The sequence below is a fragment of the Brucella pituitosa genome (genome assembly GCF_965577835.1).
Lineage (GTDB): Bacteria > Pseudomonadota > Alphaproteobacteria > Rhizobiales > Rhizobiaceae > Brucella > Brucella pituitosa.
This window is the reverse complement of the sequence record NZ_OZ264092.1, coordinates 1431670-1455568: the sequence shown is the minus strand read 5'-3', so window position 1 is coordinate 1455568 and position 23899 is coordinate 1431670. Positions and strand designations below refer to the sequence as shown.

Here is a 23899-nt window from a genome sequence, read left to right as displayed (position 1 = left end):
ATAACCCTTTAAAATCAGAGCATAATTTTACCTTAAACTGATCCAAGTTTAAGGAATTATGCTCTAGGCAACCGAACGCATTTCTTCCAGAATGGCAAGGGCTGAAGCCCTGCGATCCTGAGCTCCGACAATTGGTCGCGCAACAACGAGATGGCTTGCACCGGCTTTCAGCGCATCGGCGGGCGTCATCACGCGCTTCTGGTCGCCCTTCTCGGCTCCCGCCGGACGAATACCGGGCGTTACAACTGCCATATCGGGACCGATTGCCTGACGGATGGCGTAAGCTTCAGCAGCGGAAGCCACAATCCCGCCCATGCCAACCTCACGCGCCTGCTGTGCCCGCTTGAGCACCAGCGCTTCCGGCGTATCGGAATAGCCCGCTTCTTTGAGATCAGCATCATCCATAGAGGTCAGAACCGTCACACCCAGCAGGCAAAGATCAGACCCTTTGGCTGCTTCCACAGCCGAGCGCATGGCTTTTGGATAAGCGTGGAGGGTGAGCATGGAAACGCCCATCTTCGCGACATTCTCCACGCCCTTGGCGATGGTATTGTCGATGTCGAGGAGTTTCATGTCGAGGAAGACTTTTTTCTTGGTCGCAATCAGGCTCTTTGCAAAATCGAGACCGCCCGCAAACACCAGCTGATAGCCGATCTTGTAGAACGTGACAGCATCGCCCAGTTCTTCGACCACTTTTTCTGCTTCAGCAACGGTTGGCACGTCGAGGCCCACGATCAGCTGATCGCGCAAATCTTTCGTCGTCATGGAAATCTCCGCTGTGATTTTCGTTTTACAGCATCGGCCCAAAAATCGGAACCGATTTTTGGAAAGCACGATGCGTGGATCAAATAGGTTAGAGCGTCCTTTGTGCGTCCAGTTGGACGCACGGCGCTCTAGTCGCACAACAGGGCGCGGTACGAAAGATACCGCGCCCTGAAATGTGCAGATAATGCTGACTTATCAGCGTCCCGGATTGACCGAATGTTTGATAAGGCTCGCACAAACAGCGCTCAGCATTTTCGCCTGCCGTTCGTTTTTGAGTGTACCATCATCATTGAAAGCGTCGGCCGCACCACCAACCGAGCATTGCTCTGTTACAATCTGCGTGCCGCAATTCATCAGAACAGCGCGCAAGTGATAAAGCCCGCGCATACCGGCAAAAGCACCGTTAGATGTCGAGCACAGCCCAACCGTCAGACCCGCATAAGGCCTAAACGGCTTGTCACCATCCCTGGAAATACGGCTGACCCAATCGACTGTATTTTTAAGCAGCGGCGGGATCGATGCATTATATTCCGGCGAACAGATCATCAGCCCGTCATGCTCGGCAAAGAGACGGCCAAGCTTCATGGCATTTTCAGGAATACCCTCTTCTGCTTCCAGATCTTCATTCATGATTGGAAGCTGATAATCAGCCAGCGTTATGCGCATGACCTTCGCACCCTGTCGCGTGAGTTCTTTTTCGGCTGCATCGGCCATCTGACCCGAAAATGCACCCGTGCGGATAGAACCCGCAAAAACGAGAATTCGTGCAGTCATTGTTACTCCAGTTATCAGGCAAGCGGGCTGCGATAGACCCAGAGCTGCGCAGGCGGTACGTTGCGCACGACAAAATCATAATGCTGCACAATGTAATTGCCCTTGCCTGCCGGAACCGGTGGACGCGGACCATAAGTGATCTGGATCAGAGGACGACCGCGCGGCATACGCAACAACAGGCTCTCCATCAGCTGAATGCGGCTTTCCATCGGAAAGTTCAGCATGGGAACAGCGGAAACGATGCTGTCGAATTGCTGATCTTTCATGTCGCCAAGCGCCTGATCGAGATCGAATACGTCTCCCTGAATGATATTCACGTCAGGAAAAGTCCGGTCAAGGTGATCGACAAAGTCAGATGAGTACTCAACGCAGTAGAGATCGGAAGGTTTTACGCCATGGGCGAGAATGGCTTTAGTAATGACGCCTGTGCCTGGTCCGAGTTCTAAAACAGGCAGGCCTGATTTCGTATCGATGACGCTCGCCATGCGTCGCGCCGTAATCGAACTTGTCGGCAATATCGCGCCGACCGCTTTTGGTCCGTCTATCCAACCTTTGAAAAAACGGATTTCTTCATCGAACTTAGCGGCCAGTTTCCTGCCGAGCTGCCCTGCCATTCTTCACTGCTCCCATTGTCGTTATCAGGCAAGTTTATGCCGCATTGGAGTATTTAGGCAAGGCAACATTAAGGAATGCATTAAAAAAAGGGAGCCAAACGGCTCCCTTCTTTCACTCACCTATGCCTTCGAAAAACTCCTTCATCCGCGAGAAGAAGCCTGCCGATTTCGGGCTGTTCTCCTTGGACGAGAGTTGTTCAAATTCCTCAAGCAACTCACGCTGGCGTTTGGACAGGTTCTGCGGTGTCTCAATATCGATCTGGATATAGAGATCGCCCACTGCCTGCTGGCGCAAAACCGGCATGCCTTTGCCCTTGAGGCGGAACTGTTTGGCATTCTGGGTGCCTTCGGGCACCTTCACACGCGTCTGGGTGCTGTCGAGCGTGGAGACTTCAAAATCTCCGCCCAGTGCCGCCGTGGTCATCGAGATCGGCACTTTGCAGTAAAGATCAGCGCCATCACGCTGGAAAAACTCATGCGGTTTGACCGACAGGAAAATGTACAGATCGCCCGATGGGCCACCCCGCGTTCCGGCTTCACCTTCGCCTGCGAGACGAATACGCGTGCCGTCTTCAATACCAGCCGGAATATTGACTGATAGCGAGCGCTCCTGCGTCACACGGCCCTGACCGTGACACTTGCCGCAAGGGTCCTTGATGATCTGACCGCGACCGTTACAAGTTGGGCAGGTGCGCTCTACAGAGAAGAACCCCTGCGCAGCACGTACACGACCCGCACCCGAACACATGGTACAAGTGGTCGGCTGCGAACCGGCTTTAGCGCCCGAACCCGAGCATTCATCACAGGTCATGGATGTCGGCACACGGATCTGTGCGGCCTTGCCGGAATAGGCTTCCTCAAGGGTGACTTCCATATTGTAGCGCAGATCGGCGCCGCGTTCGCGTCCGCCATTGGAGCGACGGCGACCGCCACCCATCATCTCGCCAAAAATATCTTCGAAAATATCGGCAAAACCACCGGCTCCACCGAAACCGCCGCCACCACCAAAACCATTGCCCATGCCGCCATTTTCAAAGGCTGCATGACCGAAACGGTCGTAGGCTGCGCGCTTTTGCGGGTCTTTCAGCGTTTCATAGGCTTCGCCGATTTCCTTGAACTTGCGTTCTGCATCCGGATTATTCGGATTGCGATCCGGATGGTACTCCATGGCGAGCTTGCGAAAGGCGGTTTTGAGCACCTTATCGTCTGCAGTTCGCTCCACACCCAGAGCTTCGTAATAATCGATCTTCATAGTTCGTTATCCCGACGGCTGGATCGCATCCATTTTCCGGATTGCGTCTCCACGGTCCCATTTTTCGCAAAGCGGCCTCTGAATGACCTGTCTGCTGGACTGTTTTTTATTTTTGTCCGTCCGGTGCAACCGTCCCGAAAGGCCGCAAAAGCCCGGGAATGACCCGGGCTTAAGCTTTACGGACAAGGCTTACGACTTTTTCTTGTCGTCGTCGATTTCTTCGTAATCGGCGTCTACGACATCGTCGTTGGAAGAAGCATGCTCACCACCTTCAGCGCCACCTTCTTCAGCAGCCTGTGCTGCTTCATACATGGCCTGTCCGAGCTTCATCGAAGCTTCGGCAAGTGTCTGCGTCTTCGCCTTGATATCTTCAGCATCGTCGCCTTCAAGCGAGGTCTTCAGCGCTGCGATTGCGCCTTCAATTGCCTGCTTGTCTTCGGCCGAAACCTTGTCACCATATTCCTTCAACGACTTTTCAGACGAATGAAGCAGGCTCTCACCCTGGTTCTTGGCTTCAACCGCATCGCGGCGCTGCTTGTCGGCTTCAGCATTTGCTTCAGCGTCCTTGACCATCTTTTCGATGTCAGCGTCCGAAAGACCACCCGATGCCTGAATGCGGATCTGGTGTTCCTTGCCTGTGCCCTTGTCCTTTGCGGACACGTTCACGATACCGTTGGCGTCGATGTCGAAGGTCACTTCGATCTGTGGAACGCCACGCGGTGCCGGCGGAATGCCAACGAGGTCGAACTGGCCGAGGATCTTGTTGTCGGCAGCCATTTCACGCTCGCCCTGGAACACGCGGATCGTCACGGCCGACTGATTGTCTTCAGCGGTCGAGAAGGTCTGCGACTTCTTGGTCGGGATCGTCGTGTTGCGTTCGATCAGGCGGGTGAACACGCCACCGAGCGTTTCAATGCCGAGCGAAAGCGGGGTCACGTCGAGCAGCAGAACGTCCTTGACGTCGCCCTGCAGAACGCCGCCCTGAATTGCTGCGCCCATGGCAACAACTTCGTCCGGGTTCACGCCCTTGTGTGGTTCCTTGCCGAAGAAAGCCTTAACGACTTCCTGAATCTTCGGCATACGGGTCATACCGCCAACCAGAACCACTTCATCGATATCACCAGCCTTCAGGCCTGCATCGCGAAGAGCTGCCTTGCATGGCTCGACCGTGCGCTGAACGAGGTCGTCAACAAGGCTTTCAAACTTCGAACGCGAAAGCTTGATTGCAAGGTGCTTAGGACCGGTCTGGTCAGCCGTGATGAATGGCAGGTTGATTTCGGTCTGCTGAGCGGACGAAAGCTCGATCTTGGCTTTTTCGGCAGCTTCCTTGAGGCGCTGCAGAGCAAGCTTGTCTTTCTTAAGATCGATGCCCTGTTCCTTCTTGAACTCGGCAACCAGATATTCGACCAGACGCATGTCAAAGTCTTCACCGCCGAGGAACGTGTCACCGTTGGTGGACTTCACTTCAAACACGCCGTCGCCAATTTCGAGAACCGAAACGTCGAACGTGCCGCCGCCAAGATCGTAAACAGCAATCGTCTTGCCTTCGCTCTTGTCGAGACCATAAGCGAGAGCTGCAGCAGTTGGTTCGTTGATGATACGCAGAACTTCAAGACCAGCGATCTTGCCGGCATCCTTGGTTGCCTGACGCTGAGCATCGTTGAAGTATGCCGGAACCGTAATAACGGCCTGGGTAACAGTTTCACCCAGATAGGATTCAGCGGTTTCCTTCATCTTCTGAAGGATCATCGCGGAAACCTGCGATGGCGAATATTTCTTGCCGTGGGTTTCTACCCAAGCATCGCCATTGTCACCCTTGACGATCTTGTAAGGCACAAGATCCTTGTCCTTGGTGACCATTGGGTCATCAAAGCGGCGGCCAATAAGGCGCTTTACGGCAAACAGGGTGCCTTCAGGGTTAGTGACAGCCTGACGCTTCGCAGGCTGACCAGCGAGGCGTTCGTCACTTTCGCTGAAAGCGATGATCGAAGGCGTCGTGCGAGCACCTTCAGCATTTTCGATGACCTTCGCGTTTTTTCCGTCCATGACGGCAACGCAGGAGTTGGTCGTTCCCAGATCGATACCAATAACTTTAGCCATATTTCTCTCCATTCAGCAAACCGCCAGGACCTCTACCGAGCGTTCCATAAGCGGCTCCTATCGATTTCACAATGCTTGCTTCAAGGTTGCGGTACGGAAGATCACCATTGATCAACCGGGCCTGTCATCAAAGCCTCGTGCGTGGCGTATATAAGAAAGGCTCTTTTTCACTGCAAGTCACAACCTGTAAGGCATCGAAAGATTCCTGCCTGTCAAACTTTACAGCCTCTTCAGACATTCACGAAGCCGTCGCTTTTACCAGCACGATAAATCGCATCGATGAATTTCTGATTTTCCTTCGAGTTTTCCAGAGAAAACAGCATCACACCTTCACCTTTCGTGGCACGCACGAAGTTTTCGGCCTGAAGCTGGTAGTGGTTTGTATCGGAGAACGACCATTCGGTCGCTTCCGTATGCCCACCATTATAGAGCGTAATGCGGCCATGACCATATTTGCCAGTATTAAATGGTGCATGAACTTCGATAAAGCCCTTGTCGCCGTGGAAAACCATGGTCTGGCGGGCGCCAAGCTGGGTTGCGACATAGAAAGTCAGGTCGAAACCATCGAATCGCGCCGACACATTGGCATAGCGATCGGTGCCGAACTTCAGATCGAACTCAACTGAGGCCTGAACCGAAAGTGGCTCTTTTCCGGTCACCATGCGCGTCACCACGGTCGGATACACGCCGATATCCGGCAGCGCACCGCCGCCAAGCTCCGGCTGATTGCGCATATTGCCCGGATCATTGTTGAAATAGCTGAATGCGCCCTGCACATGACGCAGAGTGCCAATTGCACCTTCTTGCAGAAGAAAACGCAGCTTGATCCATTGTGGATGGTAATAGACCATGAAGGCTTCGGCGACCGTAACCTTATGCTTGTCGCGCGCGGCAATCAGCTGATCGATATCGTCGGCCTTCAACGCAATCGGCTTTTCACAAAGCACATGCTTGCCAGCCTGCGCTGCCTTCAGTGTCCATTCGATATGCTGCGAGGTCGGCAGCGGAATATAAACGCCATCCACTTCGTCACTCGCCAGCAGTTCTTCATAGGAACCGAAGGCGAGCGGCGCGCCAAAACGGTCAGCAACAGCGCGAGCGCGCGCATGGTCGCGGCTGGCAATCGCATGAACCACACCATTGTCAGAAGCACTGAGCGCCGGAATGACCTGCGTGACACCAATCTTGGCGGTGGAAAGAATACCCCAACGAAACATGCTATTCCCTTCTTCCAAACTTTGCCTGGTCTCGTGCTTTCAAGCAGAGTTCCAGTACGCGCAACGCGCCTCAGCATCATATTTTGTGGCTATCGATGGCACGATTGGTACTGAATATGAAACAAAAAATTCGCATCACCGAAGCGCTCCAATGAGGTTCGGCAGAACGAAATGCCTTACGCTCCCATAAAACGGTGTTGCATCTCATAAGATCCGCGAAAGAAATCGATGAATGCGCGCAGAGCGGGCCGCATCTGGCGGCGGCTTGGGTAATAGAGATAAAGGCCAGCAAAAGGCTGGCACCAATCTTCCAGCACTCTGACCAGACGCCCATCCTCCAGCGCATCGCGAACGTAGTCTTCGAACAGATAGGCAAGACCGGCGCCGTTGAGAATGGCATCGAGAATCAGCCTGTCATCATTGAGGATGAGTGGGCCGTTGATGGCAACTTCCAGCTCCTCACCCGCTTTTTCAAACTCCCAGCGATAGATACGCCCACTGGCAAAGCGATGACGCACACAGTGATGCTGCATCAGATCATTGGGATGTTCGGGGATGGCTACTGTTGCAAGATAGGAGGGCGACGCCACGATTGCCGCACGCAGATCACCGGTAAGACGGGCGCAGATCATATCCGCTTCGAGACTTTCACCGAGCCGCATTCCCGCATCAAAACCCGCCGATACAATATCGGTGAAAGCGCTTTCGACTGTCAGATCAAGCGTGATATCCGGATAGGCTTCAGCAAATTCACCAAGCCGCGGTGCAATGACAAACTGTGCAGCGATATGCGGCATCGTAATTCTCAGCGTGCCCGCCGGGCGCTCGCGCGCTTCGATCGCAGCACCCAGGGCCTGATGAATTTCCTCTAGCGCAGGCGCGAGCCGTTCCAGTAACTGTCGTCCGGCATCGGTGGGCGCCACGCTGCGCGTGGTGCGCGACAAAAGCCGAATGCCAAGACTGTCTTCAAGGGCTGCAACAGCATGACTGACTGCGGATGGCGCAATCGACAATTCTCTCGCCGCACCGCGAAAACTGCCATGAGCTGCAACTGCGGCCAGAACGGCCAGTTGGGAAAGCTGATTTCGATTCATTGTTCTAAAATATAGAATAACCCATGAAAATAAATCGGTATTATCGAACACGAATTCAGGGCGTAGTTTTTGCCTCACCGGACTCCCCTTCAGTTCCCTCCTTGCCTCCCGGGGTTTCCGCGCTTTGTTCTGCTGGAATGAGCAGACATTCACATTTCAGAACTCGTCCCGAAAGGAATATCGATGAAAACGCGCAAGCTTGGCCAGGAATTGACTGTCTCCGCAATCGGCCTTGGCTGCATGGGCATGAGCTATGCCTATGGCGGACAGGAAGAACAGGATGCCATCCGCACATTGCACCGTGCTTTTGATCTCGGCATCACATTCTTCGATACGGCTGAAGTTTATGGCCCCTATGAAAATGAAAAGCTTTTGGGCAAGGCGCTCAAGCCATTTCGTGACAAAGTAACCATCGCCACGAAATTCGGCTTCAAGATCGAAGATGGCAAGCCGGTTGGCGTGGACAGTCGCCCCGAAAATATCCGCGCCGTAGCGGAAGCCTCTTTGAAGCGCCTCGATATCGAAACGATTGATCTCTTTTATCAGCACCGTGTCGATCCGACTGTTCCGATCGAAGATGTGATCGGCACGATGAAAGACCTGATCAATGAGGGTAAAATTCGCACCATCGGCCTCTCCGAAGCAGGTGTAAAGACAATCCGCCGTGCGCATGCAGTCCACCCGATTGCAGCTCTTCAGAACGAATATTCCCTCTGGACGCGTGATCCGGAACAGGGTGTTCTGGCACTATGTGCCGAGCTCGGCATCGGTTTCGTGCCCTATAGCCCGCTCGGCCGCGGCATGCTGACAGGGCAGGTGCGCTCGCAATCCGATCTGGCAGAGGGCGATTTCCGCAAGACGCTTCCGCGCTTCCAGCCGGGCAACCTCGAAGCCAATAACAAGCAGGTCGATCTGATTGCTGAGATCGCGCGCGAAAAGCAGGTGACACCGGCGCAACTGGCGCTCGCCTGGGTACTCAATCAGGGCAATTTCATTGTTCCCATCCCCGGTGCCCGCAAGATCAACCATCTGGAAGACAATGCAAAAGCAGTCAATGTGACATTGACCACCGAAGAACTTGAACGGCTGAACACGCTTTTCGATTCTGAGAAGATTGCAGGCAAACGTTATACCGAGGCCTCGCTCGCCATGACCGGGCTTTAAAACAAATATTTAGAGCGCCGATCCGATCCAATCAGATCGAAACGCGCTCTAAGAACACAGACCTTTGCAAAGAAAGGGGGGATGGTTCCCGCCTTTCTTTCATATATCTGTGAACGGACGCGAACGCGCTGAGGCATCCCCATAAAGTAGAAAAATCTAATAAAACTTGTCATTCTGACACGCGCATGCTCTTTGCCCGCCATGCAAACGGGAACCATAACGAGAGTACCTGGTATATTTACCATCGCCGACGCTGTCATTGAATGAGGGAAAACCACATGAAACGCTTCTCGCCTCGTGCGATCCTGTTCACGCTTCTGGCAGTCATTCTGCCAACCGCCGCTTTTGCGCAATCTGCCGAAGAGGTCGATCCGAATGCTGCGATTGAAAAGATGAACGCCTATGTTTCGCTTCTCAACCGAACCATTCGTGCCTCGGAATCGCTCGACCGTTACGACAGCTGGGTCGATATGAAGAAGGGCCCAACAGGCAAGGAACGCAACGTCTACGGTCTTTACTCGCTCTATGATGTGCGCAGTGAGATCGAAGCAGCGCAAGCCGCCACCACGGCAGAGCCCAAGCTGCCTGCACTGGATGAGGCAATGGTGAGCTACATTGCGATCTATCAGAAGCTTGCGCCGGTGATCGAGAAGGCCAGCAAATACTACGACCGCAAGGACTACAAGTCCGACAAATATGCGGGTGCCAAGGAATTCCACAAACAGATAGCCGAGTATGCGCCGGAATTTACCAAAGAACGCAAGCGCGTCGATGCATTGCTGAGCGAAGAAAAGAGCAAGGTCGATCTGGCAGAGCTCGATGCGCTTGAGAAGGCCGAAGGCAAGAAAGCCAGCTGGCATGTGCGCAATGTCATGATCCGCGCCAATGCTCTGGTTGAACTGCTGCCGGAAAACGAAAAGCCGGTCGTCGATATGGATGCTTTCGGCAAAGCCATGGATTCCTATGCAGCCGCCGTCCGTGAAATGGACGACTATGCAACTGAACATCCAAACTCATTCCACGTCTTTGAATCCCGTCCGGCAAGCCTGTTGGGCAAGCTGCGCGACTTCCAGGAAAAGCTGGAGAAGACAAAAGGTGATGCACGCAAAGGCGGTGCTGCCTCTGATCTTCAGTGGATCGTGAATGACTACAACACGATGGTCTCGACATCGCAGAGCGCGACGCTGTTCTCGAAGGACTAATCCCCTTCCAGTACAATCTGCCTCAGAGGCTAAAAAGCCCGGCTCGAAGCCGGGCTTTTTATTTGTCTTTAACCGCGAAGGACGCCACCAGTCTGCTTGGCGACACTTGCAATCACCTGCTTCGACAAGGCTTCGAGATCCTCATCGGTCAGCGTACGGTCCTGCGGCTGCAACAGCACTTCAACCGCAATCGACTTCTTGCCTTCACCAAGCGATGCGCCTGTAAACACGTCAAAGACCTGCACACCAGCAATCAGCTTCTTGTCAGCCGATGATACGGCCTTCATGACGCTACCTGCTTCAACGCTTGCATCCACGACAAAAGCATAGTCACGCTTGAGGCTCTGGAACTGCGAGAGGCTCAGAGCAGGCTTGGTGCGGGTGGCCTTTGCCTTCGGCTCAGGGATCGCATCAATATAGACTTCAAAGCCGCAGAGCGCGCCTGAAACATCAAGCGCTTCCAGCGTATCCGGATGGAATTCACCGAAAGTGCCAAGCACGACCTTAGGGCCGAGTTTCAGCGTGCCGGAACGGCCCGGATGGAACCATTCTGGGCCACCGCCTTCGATCTGGATGCGATCTACTGGCGCACCGGCTGCTTCAAGTGCTGCCAATGCATCAGCCTTGGCATCGAAGACGCCGACGGTTGCTGCATTGCCCGACCAGAAACGGCCCGAACCTTCAACGCCAGCGGTGCCGCGACGGACGCCGCCAGCCACACGACGCTGCTGCTCAGGCTTGTCGCCTTCATAAATGCCCGACACTTCAAACAGTGCCGTATCACCAAAACCGCGATCTGCATTGCGCTGTGCAGCAGAAAGCAGACCAGGCAGAAGCGATGGGCGCATATCCGACATATCGGCTGCAATCGGGTTCGCCAGCTTGAGTTCCGGCTTGCCGCCGCCAAAAGCTTTGGCCTGTCCTTCGGAAATGAAGGAATAGGTCACAGCTTCCATCATGCCACGCGAAGCAAGCGTGCGGCGTGCGAGACGCGTGCGGATCTGCAGCGTCGTCAGAATACGGCCATTGACCGCACCATGATTTGGCAATGGCTGTGGCGCGATCTGGTTGATACCGTGAATACGCATGACTTCTTCAACGAGGTCGGCCTTGCCTTCCACATCGCCACGCCATGACGGAACAGTCGTTTTGATGACCTTGCCGTCGCCTTCAGCGCCGAAGCCAAGTCGCTTCAGAATATCAAGCGAAGCATCATAGGCCACCTCGATGCCCGTCAGACGCTTGACTTCCGAAACCGGGAAATCGATGACGCGTGCCTGATAAGGCTTGTAACCAACCACGTCGAGAACTGTCGGCTGACCGCCGCAAAGTTCCAGTACCAGCTTGGTCGCAATTTCCGCACCCGGGATCATCATTTCCGGATCGACGCCGCGCTCAAAGCGATAGCGTGCATCGGTAACGATGCCGAGTTCGCGGCCCGTGCGTGCAATCATGCGCGGGTCCCAGAGAGCAGATTCGATCAGCACATCGACGGTGTTTTCATCACAGCCAGAATGCTCACCGCCCATGATACCGGCAATCGATTCGGGACCGTTTTCATCGGCGATCACATACATGCCCGGCTTGAACTTATATTCACGCTGGTCGAGACCGAGAATGGTTTCGTCATCCTTGGCCAGACGCACCGTGAGATTGCCTTTGACCTTGGCCGCATCAAACACGTGCAGCGGACGGCCCTGATCGAACGTCACGTAATTGGTGATGTCGACCAGTGCATTGATTGGACGCAGACCAATGGCCTTGAGGCGTTGCTGCATCCATTTCGGGCTTGGACCGTTCTTCACACCCTTGACCATGCGAAGTGCGAAGCCGGTGCAGAATGGGTTTTCGGTATCCTGATCAAGAATGACCTTAACCGGCGTTTCGCCTTCGCCCTTCGCCGCTTCCGGCAAGGTGTTCCTGAGCGTACCAAGACCAGCTGCGGCAAGATCGCGCGCGATGCCACGAATGCCAGTGCAGTCCGCACGGTTTGGCGTCAGACCGATTTCGATGATCGGATCATCGAGGCCCATATAGGCGGCAAAGCTGGTGCCGACCGGAACATCGTCGGGCAGATCAATAATGCCGTTATGTTCGTCGGAAAGTTCCAGCTCGCGCTCGGAACACATCATGCCGAAGCTTTCGACACCGCGAATCTTGCCGATCGACAGCGTGACATCAAGACCCGGTACATAGTCGCCCGGACGCCCCAGAACACCGACAAGCCCGGCCCGGGCGTTTGGTGCGCCACAGACGACCTGAACCGGCTGGCCTTCGCCCGTATCGACCGAGAGAACGCGCAGCTTGTCAGCATCCGGATGCGGAACGGCAGTCAGAACCTTGGCGACCTTGAACGCCTTGAAAGCGGCGCGGTCATCGACCCCATCCACTTCCAGACCAATATCAGTAAGCTTCTCGACGATCTCAGCAAGCGTCGCATCGGTTTCAAGGTGATCCTTGAGCCAGGAAAGCGTGAATTTCATCTCTTTATTCCTTATCCGATCTTTACGCGCTCAGACCACCGAACAGCGTCGGAATGTCGAGTGGGCGGAAACCGTAATGATTGATCCAGCGCACATCGGCATCGAAGAATGCACGCAGATCAGGCATGCCATATTTCAGCATAGCGATACGGTCGATACCCATGCCCCATGCAAAGCCCTGATAGACGTCCGGATCATAGCCGGAAGCGCGCAGCACATTCGGATGCACCATGCCGCAGCCCAGAATTTCGAGCCAGTCATTGCCTTCGCCGAACTTCACATGCGGGCCGGAACGGTCGCACTGAATATCGACTTCAACCGATGGCTCGGTGAACGGGAAGAAGCTCGGACGCATACGCATCTTGACCGAAGGCACTTCGAAGAAGGATTTGCAGAATTCTTCCAGAACCCACTTCATATTGGCAACATTAGCCGACTTATCGACAACCAGACCTTCGACCTGATGGAACATCGGCGAATGGGTAGCATCGGAATCCATGCGGTAGGTCTTGCCCGGAATAACGATGCGAATCGGTTCGTCACGGCCTTCCTTGTCACGGATGGCCGCGAACTTCTCCATCGTGTGCACCTGCACCGGAGAGGTATGCGTGCGCAGAAGTTTGCGCTCGCCCTTCTCGTCTGCATTGAAGAAGAACGTGTCATGCATTTCGCGCGCCGGATGGCCTTCAGGGAAGTTCAGCGCCGTGAAATTGTAATAATCGGTTTCGACATCCGGACCTTCGGCGATCGAGAAACCCATATCCGCAAAGATCGCGGTGATTTCATCGATAACCTGCGAAATAGGGTGAATGCGGCCGCGCGATGCAGCGCTTTCACGAACCGGCAAAGTCACGTCGACCTTTTCGCGCTCAAGGCGCGCGGCAATCGCTTGCTTGCGCAGCTCTGTTTTGCGCTCAGTCAATGCTTCGGTGACGCGGTTCTTCAAACCATTGATCGCCGGTCCCTGCGCCTGACGCTCTTCTGGAGACATGGAACCCAGCGTCTTCAGCTTCTCAGAGATAGTACCCTTTTTGCCAAGTGCTGCGACGCGCACCGCTTCAATCGCCTGCTCATCGCTGGCAGCGACGATTTCGCCAAGAATAGTTTGTTCGAGTTGTTCAAGATCGCTCATTTTTAGCTTCCCTGTCGCGCTTTCAGCGCTCCACGCCTCTTGGTTTACATCCCTCTCGTGTCCAGGGGACACTCGACGCCTCTTGATTTATTTCCCTGTCGCGCCCGGCGGCGCTTCACGCCTCTTGTTTAGCTTCCCGCTCGCGCTGATTGCGCTCCACGCCTCTTGATCGGCAATATTTGCAGTTCGCCTGCACGAACTGAAAGAAAAACCCGCGCCAGCCAAGCCAGCGCGGGTTCCCAAAATTAACAATATCGCTTCGGGAAGGCGGCTGGCTTAACGAACAGCGCCTTCAAAAGCGTTTGGTGTCTCGGTGTTCTTGAGATACTCGAGAGCCTTCTTTGCCGCTGCAACCAGCGCGCCGAATGCTTCCGGCTGATGGATTGCGATATCGGAAAGAACCTTGCGGTCGACTTCGATACCTGCCTTAGCAAGACCGTCGATGAAACGGCCATAGGTCAGGCCCTGCTCACGAACAGCAGCGTTGATACGCTGAATCCAGAGAGCGCGGAACGTACGCTTACGGTTCTTGCGATCGCGGTAAGCATACTGCTTCGAACGATCAACAGCAGCCTTAGCGGTGCGGATTGTATTTTTACGACGGCCGCGGAAACCGGAAGCCTGGTCGAGAACTTTTTTGTGCTTGGCGTGTGAAGTAACGCCGCGTTTTACACGTGCCATGATATGATCTCCTTAGAGGATAGACGGCTTAGAGGCCGTTAGGCAGGAACTGTTTTACGATCTTCGCATCTGCTTCCGAGAGCACCATGGTGCCGCGTGCATCGCGAATGAACTTGTTCGAGCGCTTGATCATGCCATGGCGCTTGCCTGCAGCCGCAGCTACAACTTTGCCAGTGCCAGTAATTTTGAACCGCTTCTTAGCAGCCGATTTGGTCTTCATCTTGGGCATTTTGCTACTCCTTCTTTACGATCCCCCTCGTGCCTCCGGCACTCGACGCCTCTTGTTTGGCGTCTGGTCGTGCCTGATGCGTATGGGAACCCAGTTTTTACTCCCGGACCGACCAAGTCCGAAAAGCATGCGAAACCGCCACGGCATGCCCTGCCGGGCGGTTCGAAGGCGGCTTATAGGCTTAAAGCCTGAAAAACGCAATGCCTGAATCGGCTTGAATCAAGCTGAATCGCGCCTCAAACTCAATAAAGTCGCAGCAAAACCGGCAATGTGCCGATGTTCTGAAGATATTCGATGAATTCAAAGAACGGATAAGCCACAAAGAACACAAGACCGTCCGTGAATGTCCGATAAAGCCGATCCGGCTTTACGCGCAATTCACCTTCATCGCGAAACAATGAAAAATTGGGAAAGAAGCGCGGCACGCTTGCGCAATAAGTCTCATAGGGCTTTCCAAAATTCGCCTTGAGAAACTTCTCTTCCGTGCGGATGACTGTCGCAAAAGCTAAGTAACACAGCACGCCAAAAGCCAATGCGATAATAATGCTGCCCGTCTGGGCGCCAATGCCGATCGCGCCGATGCTGCTGAACACATAAAGCGGATTGCGCGTCATCGAATAAGGGCCGGTCTGCACGATTTCCGCACTTTTGCGGCCACCGATATAAAGCGTACACCACATACGACCGAGAATGGCTGCAACGATCAGGCTTATACCAAATGCCTCGATATATTCATGCATGTGGCCTGTCGATTGTGAACGCACAAACAACAGTGCAAACACAAGCAGTCCGATGACAATGGCAATCGCAAGACGACGTCGTTGCTGATATTTGCCCAGTTCGCCCAATGTTTTCATGGTTTTCTCTGAAAGTGGGGTGATTCTGGAAAAAGAAAAACCGCCCGAAGGCGGCTTTTCAAAGGCGGGAATTCACGATTAGCGCGGAGCCAATACCATCATCATCTGGCGGCCTTCGAGCTTTGGCTCGGATTCCACCTTTGCGATTTCAACGGTATCTTCCTTCACGCGCAGCAGAAGCTTCATACCAAGCTCCTGGTGGGCCATTTCACGGCCACGGAAACGAAGTGTAACCTTGACCTTGTCGCCTTCTTCGAAGAAACGCTGTGCAGCCTTCATCTTCACTTCATAGTCATGAGTGTCGATGTTCGGTCGCATCTTGATTTCCTTGATTTCGACCGTTTTCTGCTTCTTGCGTGCTTCGGAGGCTTTTTTCTGATTCTGATACTTCAGCTTGCCAAGATCCACGATCTTGCACACAGGCGGTTCAGCGTTCGGCACGATCTCAACGAGATCGAGGCCCGCTTCTTCTGCCATCGCAATGGCGTCCTGCGTCGGGATACTGCCGTGGTTGTGGCCTTCGGCATCAATAAGCTGGACCCGGGGAACCCGGATATCACGGTTGGAGCGCGGTCCGTCTTTCTGGACCGGCGTCGCTCTGAACGGTCGGCGAATGGTCGTTATCTCCTGATTATTAACGTCATAGGCGGCTTAATTTTGTGGCCCGCGACGGCCTTTCCCCATCAAACCGCTGTTTAACGCGGAAATGTGGTCAAGCGAGCGGTAAAGTCAATAGCATCTTTGACAGGGAAAATCACCCCCGACGAATAAAGAAGTATTTCGGGAGTGTTACGCGACATATCGGTCACATTCCTCATTATTTCAAGGGAGTGAGGTTTTCTCCGACGGGCAGAAATGGCAAATGAAAAACATTTGATAGATTGTCTGCCAAATCAGGAGACGAACCATGAGCGCAGCTGAACCAGACTATATTGATGTCGATGGTGCAAAGATTGCAGTCCGCCAACGTGCCGGACATGTTGCTCCAGGCGTCGTCTGGCTTGGCGGTTATCGCTCCGACATGCTCGGCACCAAGGCTGTCATTCTCGACGAATGGGCAGAACAGACCGGACATTCGGCACTTCGCCTCGATTATTCAGGCCATGGTGAGTCGGGTGGCGACTTCAATCAGGGCACGATTTCGCGCTGGCTCGACGAAAGCCTCGCCGTCTATGCAAAATACGCGCAAGGCCCACAAATACTTGTCGGCTCGTCCATGGGCGGGTGGATTGCGCTGCGCATGGCACAGGAGCTGAAAAAGGTTGGCAAGTCACCGGCAGGCATCGTTCTGATTGCACCAGCGCCGGACTTCACCGCTGAACTTGTGGAACCGTCGCTGACTGAAGCACAAAAGCGTGACCTCATCGAAAACGGTTATTTCGAGGAACCCTCGGAATATTCGCCCAATCCTTACATCTATACACGCGCGCTGATCGAAGATGGTCGCCACAATCTGGTTCTCAAGGGAATCATCGAGACGGGCTGCCCGGTTCATATTCTGCAAGGCATGCAGGATGAGGCTGTTCCCTATAAACACGCACTGAAACTGGTGGAGCATCTGCCGGTCGATGACGTAACGCTGACGCTGGTTCGCGATGGCGATCATCGTCTTTCGCGCCCACAGGACCTCGAACTTTTGATCCGTACAGTTTCCGGCCTCGCCGAACGCATATCGACAGGAGCATAATCATGCGCTTCTCGGTCTTTGCATCTTCGGCGGTCGCGGCGATTGTGGGCTTTGGCTCTACGCTGGCTCTCATCATTGCAGCAGCAAATGCACTTGGTGCAACACAGGCGCAAACAGCGAGCTGGGTCACGGCTGTCTGTCTGGCGATTGCCGCCTCGTCCGCATGGCTGAGTGTGCGTTATAAGATGCCGATTATCGCGGCATGGTCGACGCCGGGCCTGGCACTGATAGGCGCGAGCGTAGGTTTCACCATGCAAGAAGCCGTTGGCGCTTTTATCGTTACGGCCATTGCCCTCATCCTGACCGGACTGATCCGCCAGCTCTCGACACTGGTATCGCGCATTCCCGCTTCCGTTGCATCGGGCATGCTGGCAGGTGTGTTGCTGAGTTTCGTCATCGCGGCAGCAAAGACCGTCTCGCTCGACCCGGCTTTCGTGCTTCCCCTTGTGGCTCTGTTTTTCGTGATCCGCCTGTTTAATCCGTCGCTCGCGGTTATCGCCGTGCTGGTAATCGGCATGTCTTACGCGCTCTTGTCAGGTCGTGCGCCACAATTGCCTGCGCCCGAAATTTCGACGCTGACGCTGATCTGGCCTGAATTTCACATGGGTGCGATCATCGCCTTGGCGCTGCCTCTCTATATCGTCACCATGGCATCGCAGAACCTGCCGGGCTTTGCCGTGTTGCGTGCTTCAGGCTATGAGCCCCCGACCAGCGCTTCCTTGCAGGTGACAGGTCTTTTCTCCCTGCTTTCAGCCCCTTTTGGCGCAGCAACGAGCAATCTTGCTGCCATTTCTGCTGCACTTTGCACCGGTCCCGATGCTCACCCCGATCATGCAAAGCGCTGGTTGACTGGTCCAGTCTATGCAGCAATCTATGTCATCTTCGCCTTGTTCGGTGCATCGCTCGTCGCGATCTTCGCAGTGTTGCCCACCACACTCATTGCGCTGGTGGCGGGCCTTGCCCTGACGGGTCCGTTTATCAACGCCATGTCGCTCGCCCTCAAACATGAAGAAGAGCGGCTTGCAGCGGTCATAACTTTTGCTGTGACGGCCTCCGGCATCGCCTTCTTCGGTGTCGGTTCGGCCTTCTGGGCGCTTTTGGCGGGACTTGGCGTGGCAATACTCGAACATTTACGCAAAAAAATTTCGAGATAATCACATTGGTTAGCTCCCGCTATGCGGGAATCCGGAAACCATATTCTTGAAATGCCGCAATTGGTTCACCACCTCAAAATCAAGCCGAGAGATCAACAATCGGCCCAGATTTCACGGAGTATACCATGACCAATTCCGCATTGATCCGCCCCGCATGGACGCCAGCGACAATCGCGCTGATGGTGCTCGGCTTCATCTTTTTCTGGCCGCTTGGTCTCGCCATGCTCGCCTATATCATCTGGGGCGACCGTCTCGGTGATTTCAAACGCAGCGTGAATGAAAAGACCGACTCGATGTTTGGCTCGTTCCGCAACTGCGGCAAGAGCGAAAGCTTCAGCTTTGGTGGCACAACCGGCAATGCAGCTTTTGACGACTGGCGTCGCGAAGAACTCGACCGCCTGGCGGAAGAACGCCGCAAGCTGGAAGAAGCACGCGCTGATTTTGAAGCCTATGCGGCAGAACTGCGCCGTGCTCGCGACAAGGAAGAGTTCGACCGCTTCATGGCTGAACGCAAAGCCTCCGGCAAACGGACGCCAGCGACGCGCAAAAAGAACGACAGCAACGATGTCACGGACATTTGACCACTGAAATACGATGACGACGCGGGCTTTGTCCGCGTCGTTTTGCTTAGAGCGCATTTCGATCTGATTGAATCAGATCGGCGCTCTAACCTATTCTGTTTTAATCATAATCTTATCGATCCTCGTTTCACTCCGGTCGGATTATGCTCTAAACCAGAAAAATTTCTGGCTTTTTTCGCGAATCGCTTATTCTTAAGTGATGGGTTTCTCCTTATTTCGTTCATCGAAGGCTAAACAGTCGGCGACAGTCAGAAGCGAACGCATTCATGCGGTCGCGGGACGTGAATTGCCTTTGCGCGTGCTTGAAAACCCGCGCGCCAAACGTCTGACCCTGCGCATTGAAACTGGCGGCAAAGGTCTGCGTGTCACCATTCCCCCCGGTTTGCCGGACCGTGAAGTTCAGAGCTTTCTGATCCGCCATGAGGGCTGGATTGAAAGTCGCATTGCAAAACTGCCCGATCAGGCAGGCATCCGCGCAGGCGTAAAAATTCCCATCCGTGGCGTTCCGCATCTCATCACACACCAGCCGGGACGCGGCACAGTGGATTTGCTGGAAGGCAATATTCTGCTCGTTCATGGCGACCCCACGCATCTGGCGCGGCGCGTCGCCGATTACCTCAAGCGCGAAGTCAAGCGCGACATCGAACAGCTGGTTGCTCGTCACACAGCAACCGTGGGCCGCAAAGCCAAGGCGGTCCGGTTCAAGGATACCAAAAGCCGCTGGGGGTCATGCACCTCCGATGGCGTGCTTTCGTTTTCCTGGCGCATCGGCATGGCGCCTTCGCCCGTCATCAACTATCTCGTCGCTCATGAAGTGGCGCATCTGATCGAGATGAACCATGGGCCAAAATTCTGGAAACTCTGCCATGAGCTTTGCCCCGATACAGAGCGCTGCAAAGCATGGCTAAAGCGCAATGGCAGCGCATTACAGGCTATCGACTTTACATGACATCAGACATTCAAACTGCTGCACGGATGCTATGGAATTACCATTGCATCTATGATGAACTTCAGACCGCCGATATCATCATCGGACTGGGTAGCTACGATACGCGCGTCGCAACACACGCAGCGAAGCTTTATATGCAAGGCCTTGCCACATGGCTCATGTTTACAGGCCACAGCGGCAACTGGACCAAAGGACTTTACAAGAGCTCTGAAGCGGAAGCCTTTGCGGAAATCGCGATTGCCGAGGGCGTACCGGAAGACGCTATCATCATTGAACCGAAAGCCACCAATATCGGCGAAAACATCTTGTTTTCGCGCGAAAAGATGGTGCCGGGTGCTATCAGCCCGATTTTCGTGACCAAACCGCAAACCCAGCGCCGGGTTCGCGCGACCGTTGACCGGCAATGGCCGGAAGCCAAGGCATTCGTTACAGCACCGCCAACGGCTTTCGAAGATCAGCCCACACCGGGCCATGGTTTCGAGATGCTTGTACGCGAAATGACCGGCGATATCCGGCGTATCCTAGAATATCCGGCACAAGGCTTCCAGATCGCGCAAGCAGTTCCCCTTGAGGTCATGGAAGCGTATGATTATCTGATCGCTGAGGGCTATGAAGGCGATTAAGCTAAAAATCCCCGGATTAGCTTGAGTAGCACAGCAATATGTGCGACGGAAACGCCATGGTTTTTGATATAAAAATATGCGGTCTTAAAACGCCTGAAGCAGTCGACGCTGCTCTTGATGGCGGGGCGACCCATATTGGCTTTATCTTCTTTCCAAAAAGCCCGCGCCATCTCACCCCTGCCGCTGCTGGCCAATTGCGTGATGCAGCCCGAAACCGCGCCAAAGTTGTTGCGGTTACGGTCGATGCAAACGATGCCACGCTCGATGAAATCGTGCGTGAGCTCAAGCCAGATATGCTGCAGCTGCACGGCCATGAAACGCCAGAACGCGTTGCCGACGTGAAGAAGCGTTACGGCCTGCCGGTTATCAAGGCGTTTGCAGTGCGGGAAGCTCACGATCTTGATGCGATCGTGCCCTACAAGGGCATTGCCGATCGTTTTCTTTTTGATGCCAAACCACCGAAAGGCGCAGACCTTCCGGGTGGCAATGGTGTATCGTTTGACTGGGCATTGCTCGACGTGCTTGACGAAAGTGTCGATTACATGCTTTCCGGTGGACTGAACGCGGGCAACATTGCCGAGGCGCTGCAAAAGACACGCGCGCCGGGTATCGATGTATCGTCCGGAGTAGAGCGCGCACCCGGCGAAAAGGATGTGCGTCTCATTGAGGAATTTTTCCAGGCCATTGCGACTGCGGATGAAAGACCATCTGCAAAGCGCGCCTGAACATGACGGAGTGGCAAGCGTTGAATAAGCCGGTTGAACCCAATTCCTATAAGACAGGCCCGGATGAAGAAGGCATGTTCGGCATTTTTGGCGGACGCTTCGTCGCCGAAACGCTGATGCCGCTGATCCTTGAATTGCAGGAAGCCTATGAAACGGCAAAGAACGATCCTGAATTTCAGGCCGAGCTTTCCAACCTGTCGACCTATTATGCCGGTCGCCCTTCCAAGCTTTATTATGCCGAAGGCCTGACCAAGCATCTGGGTGGCGCAAAGATTTACTTTAAGCGCGAGGACCTGAACCATACCGGCAGCCACAAGATTAACAATTGCCTCGGCCAGATCCTGCTTGCCAAGCGCATGGGCAAAACCCGCATCATCGCGGAAACCGGCGCTGGTCAGCATGGCGTTGCATCAGCAACCGTTGCAGCCCGTTTCGGCCTGCCTTGCGTGGTCTATATGGGTGCCACTGACGTTGAACGTCAGAAGCCAAACGTCTTCCGCATGAAGCTGCTGGGTGCCGAAGTAAAGCCGGTAACGGCTGGCAATGGCACGCTCAAAGACGCCATGAACGAAGCGCTTCGTGATTGGGTCACCAATGTTGACGACACCTATTACCTGATCGGCACCGCGGCCGGTCCTGCTCCTTATCCGGAACTCGTGCGCGATTTCCAGTCGGTGATCGGCACCGAAGCACGCAAGCAGATTCTCGAACAGGAAGGCCGTCTGCCGGACGTGATCATTGCTGCCGTTGGTGGTGGATCGAACGCAATCGGTCTGTTCCACCCTTTCCTTGACGATTCGTCCGTCAAGGTTGTCGGCGTTGAAGCAGGCGGTCGTGGCCTTGACGGCGTTGAGCATTGCGCATCGATGAGTGCAGGCAGCCCCGGTGTCCTGCATGGCAACCGCACCTATCTGCTGCAGAACGAAGACGGTCAGATTCTCGAAGGCCATTCGGTTTCCGCAGGTCTCGACTATCCGGGCGTCGGTCCTGAGCATTCATGGCTCAAAGACAGCGGCCGTGTTGACTATGTGCCGATCCTCGATGACGAAGCGCTTGAAGCTTTCCAGCTCTGCACCCGCGTTGAAGGTATTATTCCAGCACTTGAATCCGCGCACGCCATAGCACAAGCTGTGAAAATGGCTCCATCCATGGGCAAGGATCAGGTGATGATCGTCAACCTGTCGGGTCGTGGCGACAAGGACGTCCACACGGTCGGGCAGTTGCTCGGCATGGACATGTGAGGACCGGATGAGCAACATCGTCGCCGACACCAACTCTTACAGACCGCGTGCCGCATGGTTCGACGGGCTGACAGAGTGCGGCACGGCGACGATCAAGCTCAACATCATTGAAGCCGATCCGTCCAATCCACTTGCAGAAGCAGCATGTGGCATCGCTCGCAGGCAGATTGCAGCCGTTGCAGACAAGCTTGAGCATACGCCACATCTTGGCGCGGGCTTTGCCATTCTGCATCAGGGTGAGGAAAGCTTGTGGCTGCTGCTGCACTGGTGGCTGGAAGGCGGCATCGCAACCCAGATTCTCTGGCAATCCGAACTCAACGAGGAAGTTGAATTCGAGCCTGCACAGCCTTTGCTTATGGCCTGTGTCTGGGAACTGGGAATTATCGACTTTGAACGGCGTGCATGGATGGAAACGGTTATGTCCGGCCAACCAACCGCCGATTATCTTACGCGCATTTTGCCACGGGGCACGGTATGACCACACGCATCGACACCAAATTTGCATCGCTCAAGTCCGAAGGACGTCCGGCGCTGGTTACCTATTTCATGGGCGGCGATCCGGATTACGCAACATCACTCAATGTGATGAAGGCGCTGCCCAAGGCTGGCTCCGACGTGATCGAACTTGGTATGCCCTTCTCTGATCCGATGGCTGATGGCCCGGCCATTCAGGCTGCTGGCCTGCGGTCGCTCGAAGCTGGTCAGACGCTCAAAAAGACGTTGCAGCTGGCTGCTGACTTCCGCAAGGATGACAACACAACGCCAATCGTCCTGATGGGCTATTACAATCCGATCTATATTTATGGCGTTGAACGCTTCCTTGCTGATGCAAAAACATCCGGCATTGATGGCTTCATCATTGTTGACCTGCCGTCTGAAATGGACAAGGAACTCTGCATTCCGGCAACGCAAGCAGGCCTCAACTTCATTCGTCTGACGACGCCAACCACCGACGACAAGCGTCTGCCAAAGGTGCTGCATAATTCGTCGGGCTTCGTCTACTACGTCTCGATGAATGGCATTACCGGCTCGGCGATTGCCGACACGACCCGCGTTGCGGATGCTGTACGCCACATCAAGAAAAGCACCGATCTGCCGATCTGCGTCGGCTTTGGTGTGAAGACGCCTGAACAGGCTGGAGCCATTGCTGAAGCTGCTGACGGCGTTGTTGTCGGCACTGCAATCGTCAATGCCGTGGCTGGCGAGCTGGACGAAAATGGCAAGGTTAGCGGCGATCCTGTCGCTGCTGTTACTAAACTTGTCAGTGCATTGGCAGCAAGTGTTCGTGCAACACGCCTTGAAGCTGCCCAATAAATCGTCCATTTAAGCAGCAAGAGAGCATGTCGCGGAAAAGTGGAAACCGGTTTTTCGATAA

25 protein-coding genes are annotated in these 23899 nt (G+C 54.5%); 12 read left to right on the top strand and 13 right to left on the bottom strand.

Translation table 11 applies throughout. The features are described from left to right. Positions 1-63: 63 nt before the first annotated feature. From pyrF to ACSME1_RS06990, 7 genes are all read right to left on the bottom strand, one after another. Positions 64-765, bottom strand: a complete 702-nt coding sequence (gene pyrF / locus ACSME1_RS07020; protein WP_105705552.1) for an orotidine-5'-phosphate decarboxylase — start codon at positions 763-765, stop codon at positions 64-66. Between the two features lie 195 nt (positions 766-960). Continuing rightward, positions 961-1539: an NADPH-dependent FMN reductase gene (locus tag ACSME1_RS07015; RefSeq protein ID WP_024898375.1), complete on the bottom strand. Its 579-nt coding sequence runs from the start codon at positions 1537-1539 to the stop codon at positions 961-963. A gap of 14 nt (positions 1540-1553) precedes the next feature. Then, entirely contained in the window at positions 1554-2153 is a 600-nt protein-coding gene (gene pmtA, locus ACSME1_RS07010) for a phospholipid N-methyltransferase PmtA (protein WP_024898376.1), read from the bottom strand. 112 nt (positions 2154-2265) lie between these two features. Further along, positions 2266-3405 carry a molecular chaperone DnaJ gene (dnaJ, locus tag ACSME1_RS07005; protein WP_100558378.1) on the bottom strand — a complete coding sequence of 380 codons (1140 nt, stop codon included), beginning with the start codon at positions 3403-3405 and terminating at the stop codon, positions 2266-2268. A gap of 189 nt (positions 3406-3594) precedes the next feature. Next, positions 3595-5505: a molecular chaperone DnaK gene (gene dnaK, locus ACSME1_RS07000; protein ID WP_024898378.1), complete on the bottom strand. Its 1911-nt coding sequence runs from the start codon at positions 5503-5505 to the stop codon at positions 3595-3597. A gap of 230 nt (positions 5506-5735) precedes the next feature. Next, positions 5736-6722, bottom strand: coding sequence for a Gfo/Idh/MocA family protein (locus tag ACSME1_RS06995; RefSeq protein WP_024898379.1), 987 nt, complete (start codon positions 6720-6722; stop codon positions 5736-5738). 176 nt (positions 6723-6898) lie between these two features. After that, positions 6899-7816 (bottom strand): LysR family transcriptional regulator, encoded by a 918-nt coding sequence (locus ACSME1_RS06990; protein WP_024898380.1) that lies wholly within the window; start codon positions 7814-7816, stop codon positions 6899-6901. A 183-nt stretch (positions 7817-7999) separates the two neighbouring features. On the opposite strand from ACSME1_RS06990, the gene ACSME1_RS06985 reads away from it, so the two are divergent. Both ACSME1_RS06985 and ACSME1_RS06980 read left to right on the top strand, forming a co-directional pair. Next, positions 8000-8980, top strand: coding sequence for an aldo/keto reductase (locus tag ACSME1_RS06985; protein ID WP_024898381.1), 981 nt, complete (start codon positions 8000-8002; stop codon positions 8978-8980). A 278-nt stretch (positions 8981-9258) separates the two neighbouring features. Continuing rightward, on the top strand, positions 9259-10182 hold the full coding sequence (locus ACSME1_RS06980; RefSeq protein WP_024898382.1) for a YiiG family protein: 924 nt from the start codon (positions 9259-9261) through the stop codon (positions 10180-10182). A gap of 68 nt (positions 10183-10250) precedes the next feature. On the opposite strand, the gene pheT is transcribed toward ACSME1_RS06980, so the two are convergent. From pheT to infC, 6 genes are all read right to left on the bottom strand, one after another. Next, a complete protein-coding gene (gene pheT / locus ACSME1_RS06975; RefSeq protein ID WP_105705556.1) occupies positions 10251-12665 on the bottom strand; it encodes a phenylalanine--tRNA ligase subunit beta in 2415 nt (804 codons plus the stop codon). A gap of 22 nt (positions 12666-12687) precedes the next feature. Further along, positions 12688-13797 carry a phenylalanine--tRNA ligase subunit alpha gene (pheS, locus tag ACSME1_RS06970; protein ID WP_024898384.1) on the bottom strand — a complete coding sequence of 370 codons (1110 nt, stop codon included), beginning with the start codon at positions 13795-13797 and terminating at the stop codon, positions 12688-12690. Between the two features lie 276 nt (positions 13798-14073). Then, positions 14074-14478, bottom strand: coding sequence for a 50S ribosomal protein L20 (gene rplT / locus ACSME1_RS06965; RefSeq protein ID WP_024898385.1), 405 nt, complete (start codon positions 14476-14478; stop codon positions 14074-14076). A 28-nt stretch (positions 14479-14506) separates the two neighbouring features. Then, positions 14507-14707, bottom strand: coding sequence for a 50S ribosomal protein L35 (gene rpmI, locus ACSME1_RS06960; RefSeq protein WP_024898386.1), 201 nt, complete (start codon positions 14705-14707; stop codon positions 14507-14509). Positions 14708-14949: 242 nt separating this feature from the next. Then, a complete protein-coding gene (locus tag ACSME1_RS06955; protein ID WP_105705558.1) occupies positions 14950-15564 on the bottom strand; it encodes a methyltransferase family protein in 615 nt (204 codons plus the stop codon). 78 nt (positions 15565-15642) lie between these two features. Beyond that, entirely contained in the window at positions 15643-16119 is a 477-nt protein-coding gene (gene infC, locus ACSME1_RS06950) for a translation initiation factor IF-3 (RefSeq protein WP_374844440.1), read from the bottom strand. Between infC and ACSME1_RS06945 the strand changes: the two genes are divergently transcribed. The 10 genes from ACSME1_RS06945 to trpA all read left to right on the top strand — a co-directional run bounded on the left by ACSME1_RS06945 (position 16072) and on the right by trpA (position 23838). Continuing rightward, positions 16072-16263 (top strand): hypothetical protein, encoded by a 192-nt coding sequence (locus ACSME1_RS06945; protein WP_374844436.1) that lies wholly within the window; start codon positions 16072-16074, stop codon positions 16261-16263. The two genes, infC and ACSME1_RS06945, sit on opposite strands and share 48 nt — an antisense overlap. Before the next feature lie 208 nt (positions 16264-16471). Beyond that, complete coding sequence (locus ACSME1_RS06940; RefSeq protein WP_105705560.1) at positions 16472-17251, top strand: alpha/beta hydrolase; 780 nt, start codon at positions 16472-16474, stop codon at positions 17249-17251. Between the two features lie 2 nt (positions 17252-17253). Next, the gene (locus ACSME1_RS06935) at positions 17254-18405 is read left to right on the top strand and encodes a benzoate/H(+) symporter BenE family transporter (protein WP_024898389.1); all 1152 of its coding nucleotides are present in this window, start codon (positions 17254-17256) and stop codon (positions 18403-18405) included. A gap of 125 nt (positions 18406-18530) precedes the next feature. Beyond that, positions 18531-18986, top strand: a complete 456-nt coding sequence (locus ACSME1_RS06930) for a DUF2852 domain-containing protein (RefSeq protein ID WP_105705562.1) — start codon at positions 18531-18533, stop codon at positions 18984-18986. Positions 18987-19185: 199 nt separating this feature from the next. Continuing rightward, positions 19186-19935, top strand: a complete 750-nt coding sequence (locus tag ACSME1_RS06925) for a M48 family metallopeptidase (RefSeq protein WP_024898391.1) — start codon at positions 19186-19188, stop codon at positions 19933-19935. Further along, positions 19932-20558, top strand: a complete 627-nt coding sequence (locus ACSME1_RS06920; protein WP_024898392.1) for a YdcF family protein — start codon at positions 19932-19934, stop codon at positions 20556-20558. The genes ACSME1_RS06925 and ACSME1_RS06920 overlap by 4 nt, the downstream gene beginning before the upstream one ends. A gap of 56 nt (positions 20559-20614) precedes the next feature. Beyond that, positions 20615-21283 carry a phosphoribosylanthranilate isomerase gene (locus ACSME1_RS06915; protein ID WP_105705564.1) on the top strand — a complete coding sequence of 223 codons (669 nt, stop codon included), beginning with the start codon at positions 20615-20617 and terminating at the stop codon, positions 21281-21283. A 20-nt stretch (positions 21284-21303) separates the two neighbouring features. Continuing rightward, positions 21304-22524 carry a tryptophan synthase subunit beta gene (trpB, locus tag ACSME1_RS06910; protein WP_105705664.1) on the top strand — a complete coding sequence of 407 codons (1221 nt, stop codon included), beginning with the start codon at positions 21304-21306 and terminating at the stop codon, positions 22522-22524. 7 nt (positions 22525-22531) lie between these two features. Beyond that, positions 22532-23002, top strand: a complete 471-nt coding sequence (locus ACSME1_RS06905) for a hypothetical protein (protein ID WP_100558388.1) — start codon at positions 22532-22534, stop codon at positions 23000-23002. Further along, positions 22999-23838, top strand: a complete 840-nt coding sequence (gene trpA / locus ACSME1_RS06900) for a tryptophan synthase subunit alpha (protein WP_100558389.1) — start codon at positions 22999-23001, stop codon at positions 23836-23838. Before ACSME1_RS06905 ends, trpA begins: the two co-directional genes overlap by 4 nt. The last annotated feature ends 61 nt before the right edge of the window (positions 23839-23899 follow it).

Excerpts from the sequence above, each read along its gene's own strand:
- ACSME1_RS06915 (WP_105705564.1), top strand. The coding sequence starts at position 20,615 with ATGGTTTTTGATATAAAAATATGCGGTCTTAAAACGCCTGAAGCAGTC.
- ACSME1_RS06990 (WP_024898380.1), bottom strand. The coding sequence starts at position 7,816 with ATGAATCGAAATCAGCTTTCCCAACTGGCCGTTCTGGCCGCAGTTGCA.
- ACSME1_RS06940 (WP_105705560.1), top strand. The coding sequence starts at position 16,472 with ATGAGCGCAGCTGAACCAGACTATATTGATGTCGATGGTGCAAAGATT.
- pheT (WP_105705556.1), bottom strand. The coding sequence starts at position 12,665 with ATGAAATTCACGCTTTCCTGGCTCAAGGATCACCTTGAAACCGATGCG.
- ACSME1_RS06985 (WP_024898381.1), top strand. The coding sequence starts at position 8,000 with ATGAAAACGCGCAAGCTTGGCCAGGAATTGACTGTCTCCGCAATCGGC.
- ACSME1_RS06980 (WP_024898382.1), top strand. The coding sequence starts at position 9,259 with ATGAAACGCTTCTCGCCTCGTGCGATCCTGTTCACGCTTCTGGCAGTC.
- rplT (WP_024898385.1), bottom strand. The coding sequence starts at position 14,478 with ATGGCACGTGTAAAACGCGGCGTTACTTCACACGCCAAGCACAAAAAA.
- pmtA (WP_024898376.1), bottom strand. The coding sequence starts at position 2,153 with ATGGCAGGGCAGCTCGGCAGGAAACTGGCCGCTAAGTTCGATGAAGAA.
- ACSME1_RS06995 (WP_024898379.1), bottom strand. The coding sequence starts at position 6,722 with ATGTTTCGTTGGGGTATTCTTTCCACCGCCAAGATTGGTGTCACGCAG.
- ACSME1_RS06935 (WP_024898389.1), top strand. The coding sequence starts at position 17,254 with ATGCGCTTCTCGGTCTTTGCATCTTCGGCGGTCGCGGCGATTGTGGGC.
- trpA (WP_100558389.1), top strand. The coding sequence starts at position 22,999 with ATGACCACACGCATCGACACCAAATTTGCATCGCTCAAGTCCGAAGGA.
- ACSME1_RS07015 (WP_024898375.1), bottom strand. The coding sequence starts at position 1,539 with ATGACTGCACGAATTCTCGTTTTTGCGGGTTCTATCCGCACGGGTGCA.
- dnaJ (WP_100558378.1), bottom strand. The coding sequence starts at position 3,405 with ATGAAGATCGATTATTACGAAGCTCTGGGTGTGGAGCGAACTGCAGAC.
- rpmI (WP_024898386.1), bottom strand. The coding sequence starts at position 14,707 with ATGCCCAAGATGAAGACCAAATCGGCTGCTAAGAAGCGGTTCAAAATT.
- dnaK (WP_024898378.1), bottom strand. The coding sequence starts at position 5,505 with ATGGCTAAAGTTATTGGTATCGATCTGGGAACGACCAACTCCTGCGTT.
- ACSME1_RS06955 (WP_105705558.1), bottom strand. The coding sequence starts at position 15,564 with ATGAAAACATTGGGCGAACTGGGCAAATATCAGCAACGACGTCGTCTT.
- pheS (WP_024898384.1), bottom strand. The coding sequence starts at position 13,797 with ATGAGCGATCTTGAACAACTCGAACAAACTATTCTTGGCGAAATCGTC.
- ACSME1_RS06930 (WP_105705562.1), top strand. The coding sequence starts at position 18,531 with ATGACCAATTCCGCATTGATCCGCCCCGCATGGACGCCAGCGACAATC.
- pyrF (WP_105705552.1), bottom strand. The coding sequence starts at position 765 with ATGACGACGAAAGATTTGCGCGATCAGCTGATCGTGGGCCTCGACGTG.
- ACSME1_RS06920 (WP_024898392.1), top strand. The coding sequence starts at position 19,932 with ATGACATCAGACATTCAAACTGCTGCACGGATGCTATGGAATTACCAT.
- ACSME1_RS06905 (WP_100558388.1), top strand. The coding sequence starts at position 22,532 with ATGAGCAACATCGTCGCCGACACCAACTCTTACAGACCGCGTGCCGCA.
- ACSME1_RS06925 (WP_024898391.1), top strand. The coding sequence starts at position 19,186 with ATGGGTTTCTCCTTATTTCGTTCATCGAAGGCTAAACAGTCGGCGACA.